The sequence below is a fragment of the Streptomyces sp. NBC_01689 genome (assembly GCF_036250675.1).
Taxonomy (GTDB): domain Bacteria; phylum Actinomycetota; class Actinomycetes; order Streptomycetales; family Streptomycetaceae; genus Streptomyces.
On sequence record NZ_CP109592.1, the window covers coordinates 9354227 to 9370975 of the forward strand.

The following is a 16749-nucleotide window of genomic DNA, read 5'->3' on the forward strand; positions in this document are numbered from 1 at the left end:
AGTTAACGCACGTCGTGATGCGTTATCGAGAACGTAGCACGGCGATCCGCGTAACGCATCAGCAGGTGCGTTACGGTGGGTGAGTGAAAGAACGAGCGCGGTCCGCGCAGGACAAGGCTCGCCGGTCGGAGGAGCTGCTGCGTGCCGCGGAGGCGCTGGCGACGGAGCTGGGCGGGGTCCGGTTCATCACCATGCAGGCAGTCACCGAACGTGCTGGCCTGCACCGGACCGGCGTGCGCCGGTACTACGCGAGCAGGGAAGAGCTGCTGTTGGAGCTCACGGAACGCGGCTGGGAGCGGTGGCGGGGGGCGATCGCCGACGCGGTGGCCCGGCGCACGGAGCTGCAACCGGCTGACGTCGCCGACATCGTCGCGGACACGATCACCGCCCTGCCGGTGTTCTGCGACCTGCTCACGCATGTACCGCTGACACTCGAGGGTGACGTGGACATGGAGCGCGCGCGCCGGTACAAGACCCGCTCGTTCGTCGCCTACGACGCGATCGTGGACCTCCTCGACGCGACGAGTGCGATGTCCCCCGACCAGTTGCGGGTGCTCATCGCCGCGACTCTCGCGCTCGCGTCGAACGGGTGGCAGGTGTCGCACCCGACACCCACACTGGCGGCTCTCTATGAGCAGGTGCCCGAGTGGGGTCACGTCGCCTTCGATTTCACCCCGCGCTTGAAGCAGCAGCTGACCGCTCTGGCGATCGGTCTGCACTCCGTGGTCCCGCCGCGGCCCGAGTCCGGCGGCGAAGGGGCATGACGCGCGGCGCCCCCTTCGCCCCTCCCCGGAAGGGGACTTGCCATCGGTGGCGACGGCGTCCGGCAGGCCGGGGCTTCGTCGGGTGAGCCGCCGGGGGAGAGGAGGCGGGTGGGCCGGAGCGCGGCGAGGACGGATGGACCGGCCGGGAACGCGCGCTCGCGGCGGATCGGATCCCGACCGGTGCCGGACAGCCCGCCCATGGCGGACTCGGCGACACACCTCGCGCGGCTACGACCCCTGTCGGCGGAGGCGATGATCCCGCGGAGGGGCATCGCCGTGCGGTCGAGCGGCCGGCATCAGCCCGGCGAGGATCGAGTCGATGACCAACTCCGTCGAGGCCGCCATGTCGACGGCGCCGGGATCGAGGAGCCACTGGACCTGGAGGCCGTCCATGACCGCGATGATCGCGTTGGCTGCGTGTCGCGCACGCTCCGCGTCCGCCTCGTCGAGCCCGCACGCCTCGGTGATCGCGTCGGTGACGAACGTGCGCAGGCCGGTGTAACGGTCGCGGAAGTACCCCTGTGCCGGGTGGTCGTCGGTGACGGACTCGGCTGACAGGACGGCGTAGAGCCGGACGATGCCCTCGCGCTCGGCGTTGCGGCCCGCGGTGTCGATGAGGTGGTGCAGAAACTCCAGGCCGCGCGGCCGCTCGGTGCCGAGCTGCTCGATGTCCGTCTCGTCGCGGAGTTCGAGCACGCTGGTGAGCAGCAGAGACTTGGAGCGGAAGTAGTGCAGGACGCCGGCCTGTGTCAGTCCCGCACGGTCGGCGATCTCGGCCAGCGAGGCGTTGTTGTAGCCGCGGGCCGCGAAGGTGTCCATGGCCATGCGCAGGATGTCCTGCTGGCGTCGCTGGGCTTCGGGGCTGCGGGGGACGCGGGGGCCGCCGCGGGCGCCCCGGCCGTTTCGGCCTACTGACTGCTCAGTCACCCGCTCACTCTACGGTGCCTTGTCGCGCCGCCGGATGATCTTGCCGGTATCTCCATGGATGTGATGCAGACCACTTACTAAGTGTTTAGTAAGTGTGGCGCCGTCGTACCGCCCTGCCGTTCTGGCCGGGCGGCCCGAATGCACCACGCCTTCGGCTCTCGGCCGGCCCGCCGTCCTCCCCGTGCACCACGGCGAGCCGGCCGTGGCCTCCCCCACGTGCCACCGACCGAAGGAGACCCGCACCGTGTCCTACCGCAGCAGAATTCGTCTGCCACGGCCTGGGGCCGCAGCCCTGGCCCTCGCTCTGGCCGTCACCGGGATCGGCCTGACGGGTGGCGGAACCGCGCAGGCGGCCGACCCCGTCGCCCAGGTGTGGGTGACTACTCCGGACGGCTCCCGCAAACTGAGCCCCGACGGGACCCTGACCTTCAACGGCTCCCCGCAGAGCATCGACCTGCGCATCGACGGCAACCAGAAGGGGCAGCGGTACACCGGCGCCGGTGCCTCGGTCACCGGCGCCTCCGCGCACCTCATGCAGGGGCTCGCACAGGACCGGCGCAACGACCTGATGCGGTCACTCTTCTCCACCTCCGGCGACGGCATCGGCCTGTCCTACCTGCGCCAGCCGCTCGGCAGCACGGACTTCGACGCCTCCAACAGCCCGCACTCCTACGAGGACACGCGCGGGCAGTTCTCCATCGACCGTGACAAGCAGGAGATCATCCCCGTCGTCAAACAGGCCCTCGGTGTCAATCCTTCGATCCGCCTCATGGGTACGCCCTGGTCGCCGCCCGCGTGGATGAAGACGAACAACTCGCTCAACGGCGGCAGCCTCCGGCCGGAGAACTACGGAGACTTCGCCGACTACCTGGTCAAGGCCATCAAGGCGTACGGGCAGGAAGGCATCACCCTCACCGACCTCACCGTGCAGAACGAGCCCGAGAATCCGACGAGTTACCCCTCGATGTCGATGACGTCGGCCCAGCAGGCCGACTTCGTCAAGGTCCTCGACCCGAAGCTGACGGCGGCCGGTCTGCCCACGAACATCCTCGCCTTCGACCACAACTGGGATCACCCCAACTATCCGCTCGACGTGTTCTCCCGCACGAACGGGATCAGCCGTGTGATCGGTGCCGCCTTCCACTGCTATCTCGGAAACCCGTCCGCCGAGCAGCAGGTCTACAGCACGGGCAAGCGCGTCTTCTTCACGGAATGCTCCGGCACGGACAGCGACAACACCGCCAACACCTTCGGCGACAGCCTGCGTTGGCAGGCCGAGAACCTGGTCGTGCAGAACATGCGCAACGGAGGCGAGACCGTCGTCACCTGGAACCTCGCTCTCGACCAGAACGGCGGCCCGCATCAGGGCCTGTGCGGTACCCGTTGCAACGGCGTCGTGGAGATCGCGAACGGCAACGTCAACCGGGGTGCCGAGTACTACTCGCTCGGCCACATCAGCAAGTTCGTCAAGGTCGGCGCCACCCGGATCGGCTCCACGAGCCAGGGCGGCGGGGGAGTGCAGGACGTGGCCTTCCAGAACCCGGACGGCACCCGCGTCGCCTACGTGGTGAACACCTCCGGCGGCTCGCAGCGCATCTCTCTCACCGACAACGGCCGCTCACTGACCTACACCCTGCCGGCCGGCGCGGTGGCCACCTTCGTGTGGAACCCCAGCGGAGACAGCGGTCCCACCGGCCCCATCGACTCCTCCACCTGGTACCGGGTGGCCAACACCAACAGCGGCACCTGCCTGGACGCCACCGACTGGGGCACCGTCAACGGCACGGCCCTCCAGCAGTGGGCCTGCGGCGACGGCGCCAACGAGAAGTGGCAGTTCCGCTCGACAGGTGACGGCTACTACCAGGTCGTCAACCAGTTCAACAACAAGTCCTGGGACGTGGACGGCGGCTCCGGCGCGACGGCCGACGGGACCAAGGTCCATCTGTGGGACTACGTGGGCGGCACCAACCAGCAGTGGCGGGCCGAGACGATCGCCTCGGGGCAGTACCGTTTCGTGGCCCGGCACAGCAACAAGTGCCTTGCGGTGGACGGCACTTCAACCGCCAACGGGGCGAAGCTCTCCCAGCAGACCTGCTCCGGTTCGCCGGCTCAGTCCTTCCGGCTGACGTCCTGACCGTGCGCTCGGGCGGAGCACCACGGGGCTGATGGCGGGGTCCGGCTCAACGGCCGGGCCGTGCCGCACGTCTGTTGTGCCGTGGCTCGCTTGCCGCGGCCGGGCGGCGAGGCGCACGCCCGCGGCCGGGCGAGGTTCGCGAGCGTGTCCCGGCACCCACGGCCCGCGAAACCGACGCCCTCTCCGCGCTGCGCCGGGCACCATCAGCAGGCCGGACTTCGTGTGTGGTGGTCTAGCTCGAAGAGTGCTGGTTCTGGGGAGCGAGCCGGGGCAGTATCGCGAGCAGCGACCGGCGTTCGTCCGGTGCGAGGACGGCCAGGAACTCGTCCTCCATCTCGCGGATCGCCGCCCGGGCGGTCGCGTGGAGCGCGCGACCCTCGCTCGTGATCGAGACCGTCTGGGACCGACGGTCGCTCGCGTCCCGCTGCCGGTCGATCAGCGCGCGCTGCTGGAGCCGGTCGAGCAGTTTGATGAGTCTCGTCTTGTCATGCTTGATCTCCCGCGCCAGCGTCAGCTGATTCGGCGCGGGGCGCCGGGACAGTCGGTCGAGCACGATGTACTCCCACATCGTCAGGCCGCTGGCGGCCAGCAGCGGCGCCTCAGCGTCGACGAGCCGGTCGGTGACCCATGCGAACAACGCTCCCAAATCTGCGCGATCTGAATCCGACATGCGCGGAGTCTATCGCCGCCACCGATGATCCACTCTGGGGACGATCCGCGCCCGCATGTGATCCCGTTGACGGATGATGTGCATCTGCTTATGGTCTACGTATGAATACCATCGCGGTTTTCGGATCCACGGGACACGTCGGGACCGCCACCGTCCGTCGCCTCGGCCAGTCCGGCGCGTCGGTACGGGCGGTGGTTCGTCGGACCTCCACCGCCGGCCGGGTCGAAGGGGCGGACGCCGTGGTTCAGGCCGATCTGCTCGACCCGCAAGCGGTCGCGGCCGCCGTTGAAGGGTGCGACGGTGTCCAGGTCATCTGCCCGGTGTCGCCGGTTGCGCCGGACCCGGCGGCGGAGATGGGGGCCCTGGCCGAGTCGCTGGCCGAGGGACTGCGGGACTTCGCGTCCCTCCCGGTCCTGGTCATCTCCGACTACGGCGCCCAGATCCCCGCCGGGACCGGCATCCCCATCCTCTTCCACCAGATCGAAGAGCGCCTGGGGGAACTGCCGAACCCGCTGACGCTGGTGCGCTCGGCCGAGCACATGCACAACTGGGCACCTCAGCTGCCGACGGCACTGAGAACGGGGACATTCGCGAGCCGGCACCAGCCTCTGACCAGGCCGCTGCCGATGATCCATGCCGCGGATGTCGGCACGATCACCGCCGATCTCCTGCTCTCGCCACCGCCGCACAGCGCATCGCCGCGAGTCGTCCATGTGGAGGGGCCACGCCGCTACACCGCACGGGAGGTCGCCGCCGCATTGGCCGCGGTCACCGGCGGTGTCATCACCGCACGCGAGCTGCCCCGCGAGGAATGGGAGCCCACGCTCACCGCCGCCGGGGCGTCACCGGCGTTCGCCGAGCTGCACGCGGACTTCTGCGCCGCGCACAACAAGGGACTGATCGAACCTCCCGCCGGAGCGGACATCCGCCGCGGCCGCACCGCGCTCGACGCGGCTCTCGCGTCCGTGATCAGCGTTGCCGGGGTGGGCGGTTAGGGCGCGCCTGAGCGCTCTCGGCCCTTCGGGTCCCCTTTCGGAAGGGTTCTGAACGGCACGGGTATTCAGCTCCGTGGTGATCGCGATGTCTTACAGCTGCACAGGATTTCCGAGGCTGGAGGGTGTTGTGCCGACCATCGAACTCACACGGTTCCGTGTCGAGCCCGAGCGGGTTGCCGATCTGCTGGGCAGCAGGGAAGGGATGCTCGCCGACTTCCGTGCCGACCGCGCCGGTTTCCTCGGGGCTCGTCTGGTTCAGCTACCGGGCGACGAGTGGCTCGACATCGTGACCTGGCGGAGTCCGGAGGATTTCGCGGCCTCTCGCGCCAAAGGTGCCAACCTGCCCGGCATCGCGGCGTTCTTCGCGGCGATCGCCTCGCTGGTCAGCGCGGAGGAGGGCACCGAGGCCTTGACGGGAGACGCCGGGTAGGGCGTTCGAGATCTGTTCGCAGGACCGATTCCCGTTCGTTCCTGATCCCGCGCCCACCGCTGCGCGTCGGCTTCGTTCTCCACGGCAGAACTCGTCCACTGGCGCAGTACAGAACCAAGGAACACCTCGACAACCGACAGGCCGGCCCCCTTCGGCCCCGGGTTCAAAGGCGGGTTCTCGGAGCGGGCCGGCCGAATCGACGGTCAGGGCACGATGTAGTTCGCCGCGCGGAACAGTTCGTACCATTCGGCGCGGGTCAGGGGTACGTCCGATCCGAGAGCGGCGTCCGCCACCCGCTGCGGTGTGGTGGTGCCGATGACCACCTGCATCCGCGCCGGGTGCCGGGTGATCCAGGCCGTCGCGATGGCCAGAGGCGGCACCCCGTACTTCGCCGCGAGGCCGTCGATGACGGCGTTGAGTTCGGGGTGGCGCTCCGAGCCGAGGAACGGTCCGTCGAAGAAACCGGCCTGGAACGGTGACCAGGCCTGCACAGTGATGTCGTGCAGGCGGCAGTAGTCCAGGAGCCCGTCGTCGCGGCTGACCGACTGTTCCAAGCCCTGCATGTTGGCTGCGACGCCCTGCGCGATGAGCGGGGCGTGCGTGATCGACAACTGGAGCTGGTTCGCCACCAACGGCTGACTGACGTGGCGCTTCAGCAGGTCGATCTGGCGGGGAGTGTGGTTCGAGACACCGAAGGCCCGTACCTTGCCTGCCGTGGCGAGTTCATCGAACGCACGCGCGACTTCTTCGGGTTCGACCAGGGCGTCGGGCCGGTGCAGCAGCAAGATGTCGAGGTAGTCGGTACCGAGTGCCTTGAGCGACCCTTCCACCGACTCGACGATGTGTTCGTAGGAGAAGTCGAAGTACGGACCTTCGCGGACGATGCCCGCCTTCGACTGGATGATCAGCTTCTCGCGCTGTGAGGGGCTCAGTCCCATCGCTTCGGCGAATCGGCGCTCACAGCCATGCAGCTCGCTGCCGTACACGTCGGCGTGATCGAGGAAGGTGATGCCCGCGTCCATCGCGGTGGCGAGGAGTTCCCGTACCTCCGCGTCGCTCTTCTCCTGGATGCGCATGAGGCCGAGCACGATGTTCGGGACGACCATGTCGGTGCCGGGCAGCTTGAAAGTCTTCACGATGAGGTCCTTGTCCGTAAGAAAGAGTCGATGCCGGTGTCGGCACCGGGCACCTCAGGCCGCTGAGAGGCGGGAAATCTGCTCGGCGGTCAGCTCGACGTCGGTCGCGGTCGCCGAGTCACGGATGCTTTCGGGGCGAGAGGCGCCGGGAATCGGGACCACCACGGGAGCGAGGGCGAGTTCCCAGGCCAGGGTCACGCGGTAGACGCTGACGCCCACCTCGTCCGCGACCTCCTGGAAGACGGCCTGCTGCGCCGAGAGTTCGGGCGCGTTCGCGATTCCGCCCAGCGGGCTCCAGGGCAGGAACGCGATCCCCAGTTCGTCGCAGCGTTCCAGCTCGGGCAGGCTCGAACGGAACCTGGGGGAGAACTGGTTCTGGACCGAGGCGAGCCGTCCGCCCAGGATCTCGTTCGCCTCGTCGATCTGGTCCACGCTCGCGTTCGAGATGCCCGCCATGACGATCACGCCCTCGTCGAGCAGGTCGCGGATCGCACCGACCGAATCGGCGTACGGGACGCGCGGGTCGGGCCGGTGGAACTGGTAGAGGCCGATCGCCTCGACACCCAGACGCTTGGCCGACTCCTTGGCGGCCTGCTTGAGGTGGGCCGGACTGCCGTTCACCGTCCAGCTGCCGTCGCCGGGCCGCAGGTGACCGCCCTTCGTCGCGACGAGAACGCCGTCCGCTCCCTGGCCGTACTCCTGCAGAGCCCGGGCGATGAGCTCCTCGTTGTGTCCTACCTCGCCGGCATCGCGGTGATACGCGTCCGCGGTGTCGATGAGCGTGACACCGGCGTCGAGCGCGGCGTGGATCGTCGCGATCGACCTGTGAGTGTCGGGGCGGCCCTCGATGGACATCGGCATGCCGCCGAGCCCGATCGCCGACACCGTTTGTCCGCCGATAGCGCGCTGCTTCATCGAACGTCTCCTCGGGATGTGGAAGACAAGGGGGCGAGGTCCTCTCGCACGGAAGGCCTGCCCGGCCGAGCCTAGGAATCAATGATTCGTAAGTCCAACAGTTGCTGGGCATGGCATTGAGAAATGAAATGGATGAATGGATCCGAAGGCGCACTCCACGAAGGGTGACGGCTCGGGTGCGGATCCCGGTCGGCGCTGTCGAAACGGTCGTCCACCGGATGGACCGGAGACGGCCGACGCCGGACGGTCTCGATGATCGCGTCGTCCATCGGCCGGCAGGGGTGGGATGATCCTGTCCCCACCGGTGGGCCTGGCGACACCACGCGTGGCGGATCGCCGGTGACCGACGAGGAAGACGAAGGAACGATGACGTTGAACGTGGGCCAACGGGTGCGGCTGGCGGCGGAACTGCGGTTGGCCGGGTCGGCGACACCGGCCGGGGAGCTTCCGGACGAGACGGGTGTCTTCGCCGCCTCTCTGGCCCTTGCAGCGGGCATCGAGGGCACCGTCGAGCGGGTGGACGAGCATCACCGGGAACAGAGCCACAAGGTCCGTGAGTACCTGCGCCTCAAGTCACTCCTCGACGACTTCGGTCACCAGATGCCGTCAGGGAGCAGGAAGCAACTGGGCGAGCAGGTAGGGGCCTTGGAAGAAGAGTGGCTCGCCTACCAGCACCGGATGCTGCGCGTCACCGTGCGCGTCAGGCTCGACAACGGGTTTGTCGTCGACGACGCCCCCGAGGAGGCCTTCACCACTGCCTGACCTTCGGGAGGCGGACGGGAGTGCCCGCGGCGGCACCGGCTCCTCGGCGGTCCGGCGCCGCCGAGGTCGCCTGTCCGTGTCGAGTTGGTCGCCGGGGGCTCACGCTCGCGCGTTGCCCCGGCCGGAGGGACGTCCGTCAGGCGGAGGCGCCGCTGTCGATGACCAGGTCGGCGCCGACGACCGAGCCGGCGGCGGGGGAGGCGAGGTAGAGCACCGCGGCCGCCACTTCGTCCGCTTCGGCTACGCGGCCCAGCGGGTTCTCCGACTTCATCCGCTCGGCGCGGTCGGCCTCGGTCTCGCCGGGCCGCAGGGACATGGGTGCGTCGGACGCGCCGGGGCTGACCGCGTTGATGCGGATGTTCTGGTGGATGTGGTCGAGGGCGGCGGCGCGGGTGAGCGCGGAGACCGCGGCCTTCGAGGTGATGTAGGGGGCGGCGTTCGGGATGCGCCGGTGTGCGCCGAGGTTGGCGGAGATGTTGACGATGGTGCCACCGCCGTGCTCCTTCATGTGGGCGATCTCGTGCTTCATGGCCAGCCACACGCCGGTGACATTGGTCCGGATCACCGCGTCCCAGTCCTGCTCCTCGACCTCGCCCGCGGGTACGCCGCCGCGGAAGATGCCGGCGTTGTTGACCGCGATGTCCAGCGCGCCGAAACGGGCGACGGTCGTGAGCACGAGGTCGTGGAGCTGTGCGGAGTCGGTGACGTCGGCGGTGAAAGCGGCGGCGGTGCCGCCGTCGGCATGGATGAGTGCGACCGTTTCGTCCAAGGAGGCCGCGGTGCGTCCCGCGGCGGCCACGGACGCGCCTTCGGAGGCGAAGGCGATCGCGATGGCGCGGCCCAGGCCGGAGCCCGCGCCAGTGACGAGGACGGTCTTTCCGGTGAAGCGGTTCATGTCGGTGTCTCCTTCAGGACGGGGAGGGGATGGCCCGTCGGCGGGCCGTGGATCACTTGGTGCGGTGGTGGTGCAGGAGGGCCACGACCGCCAGGGCGGCTCCGGTCGCGGCCAGGGACGCGGCGTCGCTGCCGAGTGTGAGCAGGACGGCGAACAGGACGGTCGGGCCCAGCTCCATCGCGGTGTTCAGCACGCCGCCCGAGAGTCCGCTCTGTCAGTGGGACACATCGGCCGTCGCGAAGGAGGCGGCGGCTCCAGCCGGCAGCAGGACGAGGCCGGGCAGCAGTCCGTACGCGTACGGCGTGTGCGCGTCGAATCCGGTGAACGCGAGGAGGGCGAGCCCGAGGGCGGGGCCGTGCCGAGACCGGCGGCCGCTACGGCCCTGGCCTCGTACCGCCCGATGAGCGGCCCGGCCGTTCGTCCCGAGACGACCAGCGTCACGGCGAACGGTACGAACGCGACCGAGGTCTGCAACGGTGACCAGGCCCGATCCTGCTGGAGATGGAGGGAGAGAACCACGAACGTCATCCCGGTCCCACAGGCGCCCAGCGCGGTGGCGGTCAGGGCCAGGGCCCGCCGCCGGTCGACCAGAAAGCCGGGGGGCGGCAGCGGATCGCGGGCTCGGCGCTCGACGCACCAGAACGCGACCACCAGCGCGGCCCCACCGCGCAGCGGAGCGAGGACGCCCGCCGACGACCAGGGCCGGCCGTCGGTGACGACGAACCCGTAGCTGGCCAGGGTGATCCCGGCGGTGGCGAGCACCGCGCCCGGCAGGTCCAGTGCCCTGCCGCGGTGGGGCGGGGTGCCCGGAAGGAGCAATGGCGGAGAGTGTGCAGACCAGCATGGTCCGGACGCTGCCGAGGAGGACGAACGCACGCCGGTTCCGCGAGACGGAGACGCATGCGCTGCTCGTGACAGCCATGACTCCTCCTCGATATTAGACCGAACGGTTCAATATGTGGGCAGGTGCAGGGAAAGGGCAGCCGTGGGCCGAGACGGCCATGTGGGCCCTGTGTCTCCGGGGCCCTGATCTAGTCCAGTAGCGCCAATGCCTGCTCGGCGGCGCTCCGTACCCGCTCGGGATCGTGCGACGCCTTGCCCACGATCCGTACGCCCTGCAGCAGGACGAGCAGCATGCGGGCCAGCGCACGCGGATCGCGGTCCTCGGGAAGCTCGCCCTGGGCCTGGGCGCGTACGAGCGCTGAGTACAGCGGGGTCTCGACGTGATCCCAGCTGGTCTCCACCCGACGGGCCGCCGCGGGATCGTGCGGGGCCAGCTCCGCCGCCGTATTGGTGATGAAGCACCCCGCCTGGCGCACCTCCGGTGAGGTGGCTTCGGCGGCGAAGCGGCGCACCACCGACCGGATCGCGGGCATGGCCGGCCCCGGCTGGGACAGTTCCTCCAGGACGAGTGGGTCGCGCGTCTCGGCGTACCGGTCGAGGGCCTTCAGGTACAGCTCGTGCTTACTGCCGAAGGTCGCGTAGATACTGGCGCGACCGATCCCGAGACGCTCGACGAGATCCGCCATCGACGTCGCTTCGTAGCCGCGGCGCCAGAACAGCTCGAGGGCCGACTGCAGCACGGCGTCCGGATCGAACTCCTTGGTCCTGGCCATGCGATGACCTTAGGACTTTACAGAACGTTCGGTCAAATAATGGAGGCTGTGCCGCGCTGATCCCCACCGTGGGGCGTCCGTGCCCCAGTCGGTTTCCGCGGCCGGCGGGGCCCGCCGCACCTCCCGCCGGACGCGATCGATGGCACCGCCCTGCAAGGGAGTTGGGTCCTGGAGGGACCCGATGGCACCCAGGAGGGTGAGACGTTCCGCGGAGGATGTGCCGGCACGCGCGCGAGGCGCTGTACGCCGCAGCACAGACCGGCGGTTTCGTGCCCGGAGACCCCGCCGCGACCGCGGACGCCGTCCTCGCACTCGCCGACGCGCCCAACCCGCCGCTGCGCGTCCTGTTCGGCACGGGTGGCTTGGACGCTCTGCGCACCGAATTCGGCGGTCGGCTCGCCGCCCTCGGAGAGTGGGACCACCTCTCCCGTCTCGCCCAGGGCAAGACGGACGGAGTGTGAGCCCCCGGCCGGCGGTCCGCCCGCCGGGATTCCTTCGTGGGTCAGTTGTGGGGGTCGGCTGTGACTGGGCGCGATGTCCGTCGCGGCGGGTCTCCTTGTTCCGGGTTCTGGCCGACTCCCGGTCGAGGGCGGCTCAGTGGTTGGGAAGGGAGCCGACCAGGCCGCCGTCGATCACCAGGTCCTGGCCGGTGATGTAGGCGGCGTCGGCGGAGGCCAGGAAGGCGACGGCTGCGGCGACGTCGGCGGCGTGGCCGATGGTGCCGAGCGGCACCTGCGCGGCGTTGCGCTCGTCGGCCTCGGGCGTGGTGTTGGCGCCGCGGTACATCTCGGTGTCGATGTATCCGGGGCTGACCGAGTTGACGCGGATGCCACGCGGGGCCAGATCGGATCCGAGAGTGCGGGCCAGGTTGTGCACCGCGGCCTTGGTCGCGGAGTAGACCGAGGCGACCGCCATGCCGCGGTGCAGGGTCCAGGAGGCGTTGAGGACGATCGCGCCACCGTCCCTCATCAGCGGGAGCGCCTTCTGGACCGTGAAGAAGACGCCCTTGAAATTGACGTCCGTCGAGTGGTCGAAGTCGGCCTCGGTCAGATCGGTGCCGCGCTTGAAGACGCCGGTGCCGGCGTTGGCGAAGACCGCGTCCAGGCTGCCGCGCCAGGTCTCGACACGGCGCATCAGGGCGTCCAGGTCGGGCAGGCTCGCCGCGTCCGCGCGCACGGTCAACAGACGTGTACCGGCGTCGAGTTCGGTGGCCGCCTTGGCGAGTCGAGCCTCGTCGCGGCCGGTGATGACGACGTAGGCACCCTCGTCGAGAAGGCGGCGGGCGGTCGCCAGGCCCATGCCCGAGGTGCCGCCGGTGATCAGGACTGTGTGGTTGGTGAATCGCTCCATGCCGACGATCCTGCGCGGCCCGTCCCCGGTCCGGCTGTGCGGGACGAACCTGGGTCTGTCACCACCACCTTCGTGTCGGCCCGTGCTACGGGACCGCGTTGCCTGGCAGGGCGCCGAGCCGTTCCTCGGTCTCCGTGCCGGGGACCGGGTGGTGGAGCATCAGACGGTGCCCGGGCAGCTCGGGGAGCGTCAAGGTCGTGTAGGCGAAGGTGAGTTCGCCCAGGTCCGGATGGTCGACCACCTTGGTTCCGTTGGTGGCGTCACGTACGGAGTGCTCGGCCCAGATCTCCGCGAACTCCGGGCTGACGGCGCACATGTCGGCGGCGATCCGGCCGAACTCCACGTCGTCCTGGTAGCGGGCGGCGTCCGCGCGGAACTGGCCGACGATGGCCTGCGCGGCATCCCGCCAGTGACAGAGCGACGACCGGTAGCGGGATCCGGTGAAGAAGGTGACCAGGCAGTTGTGGTCGTGCTCGCGATAGCCGAAGACCGCCGCGGCGGCGCGGTTGACGGCCACCAGATTCCAGTGCCGGTCGATCAGGTAGGCGGGACGCGGCAGCCAGGAGTCGATCAGTCGGCGCAGCTCGTCCGGGACGGCGCGGGTGGTCGCGGGATCGGCCTGCGGCGGATTCAGTCCGGCCAGCAGATACAGGTGCTCGCGCTCGGCGGCGTCCAGGCGGAGCACGCGCGCGATCGCGTCGAGGACGTCCGCGGACACATTGATCTCGCGCCCCTGCTCAAGCCACGTGTACCAGGACACCCCGACGCCGGCTAGCACCGCGACCTCCTCGCGGCGCAGCCCGGGGGTGCGGCGGGCACGGAGGTCGCCGACGGCCACTCCGGCGTCGGCCGGTGACACCCGGGCCCGCCGTGAGCGCAGGAACTCCCGTATCTCGGCGGTGCGTCGGGCCCGCGCCTCGGCGGGAAGGCGGCTCGTCTCCATACCGGCATCCTAGGCGTGGCCTCCAGACCCTGTCGGAGACCACAGGAAACCGCGGAGAGGAGGACAGCCCTGCGAGCGACGAGGCGGCGCGCGGTCTCGTCGTACCGGGGAGCCGGACCGCGTGACACGACTGAGTCCTACGACGATCCGCTCCACCGGGCGTCCCCGGTCAGGTGAAGGCCGAGGCTCGAAGCTTCGTCCTCCGAGACAGGCGTCGGCGGCGAGGCGCCGGGCGCGGGGCGGCGGGCGTGAGGCGCCGGGCGCGAGCGGTCCTGGAGGCTCAGGCGAACACTTTGAATCCTTGAGGTCCGCCCGACGGGCGGAGCGGATTCCCGCCGTGGACCGTGACCAGGACCGCGGCCTGCTCACCGGCGGGGAGGCTCCAGACGGCCGAACACAGATAGGCCTCGCCGAGGCAGTCCACCTCGAACAGATCCGGCAGGCCGCGCGCCCCGGACGTATCGGGTTCGAAGTCGAATTCGGTGCCCTCCGCATGGGCGTGGGTACCGACGGGCACGCTGAACGACACCGCCCACCGGTGCACCAGTACGTCCGAGTCGTTGGTCACCGTCAACCGGAAGACGCCATGTCCTGGGGCCGGCTCCTCCACGAGCGCGCACTCGACCCGCCAGACCTGTGGAGTTTTGGACTGCGTGGGTTCAAGAGTGTCCGTCACGTCGATCGAGTCCTTCGGGCTCGGGTCGCCCCAGACTGCCACGGCCGGGAAAGCCCGGCATCCGTGCTGGGCCGAACGGTGAGTGACCATTGGATGGTGGCGAGTGGCCAGGGGGTGGTGGGGGGTGACCGTGGGATGGTGGCGGGAATGACGGTCGGCCACCAGATCGGCGCCCGCGGAGTGCTCGTCAGGCGGTGGTGTCCCGCTGGGGCGGGCGTACGGCTCGGGGCGTCCGGAACCGGCCGAACGGTCCACGGCGCCCGGGCCGCCGAAACCGTCACCGCCAGCCGCTTCACCCACCCCGGCACCGGCCACGCCCCGTCCACGCACGCGCGCCTTCGACCAGCACTTCCTCGCCGCCCGGACTGGGCACACCGGCCCGTCCAGGGGATGCTGTGGCCCTGTAGCGTACGACCGTCTGCCTCGCATCTGCCGTAGCTTGCGACACCGACACCACGGTGGCGGCAGGATGCCCGCTCAACTCGGATCCCATGGGGGGACCTTGAAGACCCGCGCCACCCTGCCTGCCGTCATCCTGCTCGCGACGGCCGCCGCGCTCACCGCCTGCGACGACGGCACCAGCAAGGCCGACAGCAAGCCCGACAAGGCCAGTTCGGCACCCGGCAAGCCGGTCACCACCGCAGCGGCGACACCGAGCGACGCGGCCGCGCTCGCGAAGGCGACCGGCATTCCGCCGAAGCCGACCGGCGCCGCCAGGGCCCGGCTGCTCCGCGCGTTGGCGGCCGCCGCTCCGGCTGCCGCCCGCTACGAGGACAAGGCCATCGACGCCGCCCGGAACCAGTGCAGCGCCATCAACGGCGGTGCGCAGCGCCTCGACCACCTCGCCTCGCAGCGCTTCACCTACAAGGACGCCACCACCACCGAGGCCGAGGCCAAGCAGATCAACCAGGCTCTCAAGGACACCGGCTTCTGCATCGTGTGACTCTCAGGCACACGGGCACCTTCGCGGCGACGACCGTGCCATGTGCCCGCGTCGCCATGGCCTGTTGTCCGGCGGCTGGGAGGAGACGGCTATCGGGGAGACGGCTGGGCGGGAGGAGACGGCTGGGCGTGAGGCTGCGGAACCTCGTCCGCGAGGATCGCATGGCGGGTGTTGAGCGCGGCGGCCAGAAGGCTCTCGTCCAGCCTCATCTCGGCGTCGCGAGTGGAGTCGTTGACCGGGATGCGGGTGCGCCGGTCGATCAACGCTGTCACGGCCGGCAGGGCGGGGCGCGCGTGGCCGCCCATCCGGGCGAGGCCCGCCAGGTAGTACTCGCCGATCGCGTAGTCGGCCAGGTGGGATGTCATGAGGGCGAGCAGCCGGGGCAGTACGGAGGGACCGGCGTGCCGCAACCACAGCGGAACGCACTCCGCCTGCGAGCGACCGGGACGACGGAAGGTCAGGTTGTACAACTGGGCCGCCTGTCGGAAGGTCAACGGGCCGGCATCCAGCACGGCCGCGAAGATCTCGCGGGCGTGAGCGAGCCGGACGACGCCCACGGGCTTGGTGGCAAGGAGCGCGGCGGCGGCTGTGCTGTCGTACGCCGTCGAGGCAGACTCGGTCTGACTGGCCCTCCGGGACGGCGCGAAGGGGACTTCGGCGAGGAGACGTCCATGTCTCCGGCTCGCCGCCCGGGAGATCGAGGCTGTCGCGAGGGCCGCGTCGAGAGCCGGGGTGGCCCTCTGGCCGCGGTGCCGAACGAGCAGGGGCAGCAGCCTGACCGGGGCCGCCCGCCAGTCGTGGCACGCCTCGCGGGCCAGGTCGGCGCCGATGTCGCGGGTGGCGGGGTCGGCGAGGAGGCGGGCCACGAGGGTGTACGTCTCGTGCTCACGCCCCAGTCCGTACAGGGCCTGGCCCCAGCTGCGCCCGAGGTCGTCCAGGTGGTGCGCGGCCTCCCGGACGTCGTCGAGGAGCGCGGTGTCCAGGCGGTGCCATCGCGTGGCCGGCCCGGCCCGCAGCGTCTCCAGGTGGGCCAGGAAGCGGACGGACGCGAGGTCATCGTCCGTCAGCTGGGCGACGGTCGGGCCGAGCGCCCTGGCCAGGAGGGTGCGCACGACGGGGTCGGTGAGTTCGCCGAGCGCGGCGAGAACCACGGCGGGCTCTCCATGGTGGCCGAAGAAGTACGCGGCTTGACGCCGTAGCGCCTCGTCGGGGTCGCTGAGCCCCGCCACCGCGGCGTCGACGGCCTCCGGCCAGTGCCGTTCGCCGGCGAGGTCATGGAGGAGGTTCAATGCTCCGCGACGCACGAAGGGGGAGTCGGCGTGGGCGAGTTGGAGCAGCCGGGTCGCGACGGGGCCGGTGCGGTCCGTGCGTATCGCCTTGAAGAGTGCGACACGGGAAGGGTGGGCGGGTGTCGCGGCGGTGCCGTCGGTCACGGCATCGTCCGGCCATGTCATCGGACGGGGCGGCGGCCGCCCTTCCGTGCCGGGGCTTCGATCATGCGGCCGATCATTCCACACCGCACAGCCGGCCGGGCAAGGCGTCCGGACGGCCGGCTGGACAGGGTGTGACGGTTTGAGCGAGGTAGAGACACCT

General features: G+C 70.1%; 19 protein-coding genes. 7 read left to right on the forward strand and 12 right to left on the reverse strand.

Annotated features, from left to right (window positions below; translation table 11 throughout):
* Nucleotides 1-83 precede the first annotated feature (83 nt).
* Nucleotides 84-764: a TetR family transcriptional regulator gene (locus OG776_RS40000; protein ID WP_187285821.1), complete on the forward strand. Its 681-nt coding sequence runs from the start codon at nucleotides 84-86 to the stop codon at nucleotides 762-764.
* A 228-nt stretch (nucleotides 765-992) separates the two neighbouring features.
* Here OG776_RS40000 and OG776_RS40005 read toward each other — a convergent pair whose 3' ends face one another.
* Entirely contained in the window at nucleotides 993-1589 is a 597-nt protein-coding gene (locus OG776_RS40005) for a TetR/AcrR family transcriptional regulator (protein WP_329323819.1), read from the reverse strand.
* Nucleotides 1590-1935: 346 nt separating this feature from the next.
* On the opposite strand from OG776_RS40005, the gene OG776_RS40010 reads away from it, so the two are divergent.
* On the forward strand, nucleotides 1936-3825 hold the full coding sequence (locus tag OG776_RS40010) for an RICIN domain-containing protein (protein ID WP_329323522.1): 1890 nt from the start codon (nucleotides 1936-1938) through the stop codon (nucleotides 3823-3825).
* 232 nt (nucleotides 3826-4057) lie between these two features.
* Here OG776_RS40010 and OG776_RS40015 read toward each other — a convergent pair whose 3' ends face one another.
* Nucleotides 4058-4495, reverse strand: coding sequence for a MarR family winged helix-turn-helix transcriptional regulator (locus OG776_RS40015; RefSeq protein WP_148011840.1), 438 nt, complete (start codon nucleotides 4493-4495; stop codon nucleotides 4058-4060).
* Between the two features lie 101 nt (nucleotides 4496-4596).
* Here OG776_RS40015 and OG776_RS40020 point away from each other — a divergent pair, with 101 nt between their 5' ends.
* Both OG776_RS40020 and OG776_RS40025 read left to right on the forward strand, forming a co-directional pair.
* A complete protein-coding gene (locus OG776_RS40020; RefSeq protein ID WP_329323523.1) occupies nucleotides 4597-5490 on the forward strand; it encodes an NmrA family NAD(P)-binding protein in 894 nt (297 codons plus the stop codon).
* 127 nt (nucleotides 5491-5617) lie between these two features.
* Nucleotides 5618-5920: an antibiotic biosynthesis monooxygenase gene (locus tag OG776_RS40025; RefSeq protein WP_148011842.1), complete on the forward strand. Its 303-nt coding sequence runs from the start codon at nucleotides 5618-5620 to the stop codon at nucleotides 5918-5920.
* 203 nt (nucleotides 5921-6123) lie between these two features.
* On the opposite strand, the gene OG776_RS40030 is transcribed toward OG776_RS40025, so the two are convergent.
* Together OG776_RS40030 and OG776_RS40035 are read right to left on the reverse strand one after the other, a co-directional pair.
* Nucleotides 6124-7056, reverse strand: coding sequence for an aldo/keto reductase (locus OG776_RS40030; RefSeq protein WP_148011843.1), 933 nt, complete (start codon nucleotides 7054-7056; stop codon nucleotides 6124-6126).
* 54 nt (nucleotides 7057-7110) lie between these two features.
* Nucleotides 7111-7971, reverse strand: a complete 861-nt coding sequence (locus tag OG776_RS40035) for an aldo/keto reductase (RefSeq protein ID WP_148011844.1) — start codon at nucleotides 7969-7971, stop codon at nucleotides 7111-7113.
* A gap of 366 nt (nucleotides 7972-8337) precedes the next feature.
* On the opposite strand from OG776_RS40035, the gene OG776_RS40040 reads away from it, so the two are divergent.
* Nucleotides 8338-8733 (forward strand): hypothetical protein, encoded by a 396-nt coding sequence (locus OG776_RS40040; protein ID WP_148011845.1) that lies wholly within the window; start codon nucleotides 8338-8340, stop codon nucleotides 8731-8733.
* 136 nt (nucleotides 8734-8869) lie between these two features.
* On the opposite strand, the gene OG776_RS40045 is transcribed toward OG776_RS40040, so the two are convergent.
* From OG776_RS40045 to OG776_RS40060, 4 genes are all read right to left on the reverse strand, one after another.
* Complete coding sequence (locus OG776_RS40045; RefSeq protein ID WP_329323524.1) at nucleotides 8870-9628, reverse strand: SDR family NAD(P)-dependent oxidoreductase; 759 nt, start codon at nucleotides 9626-9628, stop codon at nucleotides 8870-8872.
* A gap of 52 nt (nucleotides 9629-9680) precedes the next feature.
* Entirely contained in the window at nucleotides 9681-9821 is a 141-nt protein-coding gene (locus OG776_RS40050; protein WP_261994799.1) for a hypothetical protein, read from the reverse strand.
* Nucleotides 9815-10447, reverse strand: coding sequence for a hypothetical protein (locus OG776_RS40055; RefSeq protein WP_329323525.1), 633 nt, complete (start codon nucleotides 10445-10447; stop codon nucleotides 9815-9817). Before OG776_RS40055 ends, OG776_RS40050 begins: the two co-directional genes overlap by 7 nt.
* A gap of 212 nt (nucleotides 10448-10659) precedes the next feature.
* Complete coding sequence (locus tag OG776_RS40060) at nucleotides 10660-11244, reverse strand: TetR/AcrR family transcriptional regulator (RefSeq protein ID WP_329323526.1); 585 nt, start codon at nucleotides 11242-11244, stop codon at nucleotides 10660-10662.
* A 215-nt stretch (nucleotides 11245-11459) separates the two neighbouring features.
* Here OG776_RS40060 and OG776_RS40065 point away from each other — a divergent pair, with 215 nt between their 5' ends.
* Nucleotides 11460-11705, forward strand: a complete 246-nt coding sequence (locus OG776_RS40065; protein ID WP_187285822.1) for a hypothetical protein — start codon at nucleotides 11460-11462, stop codon at nucleotides 11703-11705.
* A 133-nt stretch (nucleotides 11706-11838) separates the two neighbouring features.
* Here the strand turns inward: OG776_RS40065 and OG776_RS40070 are convergent, their stop codons facing one another.
* The 3 genes from OG776_RS40070 to OG776_RS40080 form a co-directional block, all read right to left on the reverse strand.
* Nucleotides 11839-12594, reverse strand: coding sequence for an SDR family oxidoreductase (locus tag OG776_RS40070; RefSeq protein WP_329323527.1), 756 nt, complete (start codon nucleotides 12592-12594; stop codon nucleotides 11839-11841).
* 85 nt (nucleotides 12595-12679) lie between these two features.
* Entirely contained in the window at nucleotides 12680-13537 is an 858-nt protein-coding gene (locus OG776_RS40075) for a helix-turn-helix transcriptional regulator (protein WP_148011849.1), read from the reverse strand.
* Nucleotides 13538-13817: 280 nt separating this feature from the next.
* Nucleotides 13818-14213, reverse strand: coding sequence for a hypothetical protein (locus OG776_RS40080; RefSeq protein WP_329323528.1), 396 nt, complete (start codon nucleotides 14211-14213; stop codon nucleotides 13818-13820).
* 502 nt (nucleotides 14214-14715) lie between these two features.
* On the opposite strand from OG776_RS40080, the gene OG776_RS40085 reads away from it, so the two are divergent.
* Complete coding sequence (locus tag OG776_RS40085; RefSeq protein ID WP_329323529.1) at nucleotides 14716-15156, forward strand: hypothetical protein; 441 nt, start codon at nucleotides 14716-14718, stop codon at nucleotides 15154-15156.
* Between the two features lie 89 nt (nucleotides 15157-15245).
* Here the strand turns inward: OG776_RS40085 and OG776_RS40090 are convergent, their stop codons facing one another.
* Nucleotides 15246-16589 (reverse strand): HEAT repeat domain-containing protein, encoded by a 1344-nt coding sequence (locus OG776_RS40090; RefSeq protein WP_329323530.1) that lies wholly within the window; start codon nucleotides 16587-16589, stop codon nucleotides 15246-15248.
* Nucleotides 16590-16749 lie beyond the last annotated feature (160 nt).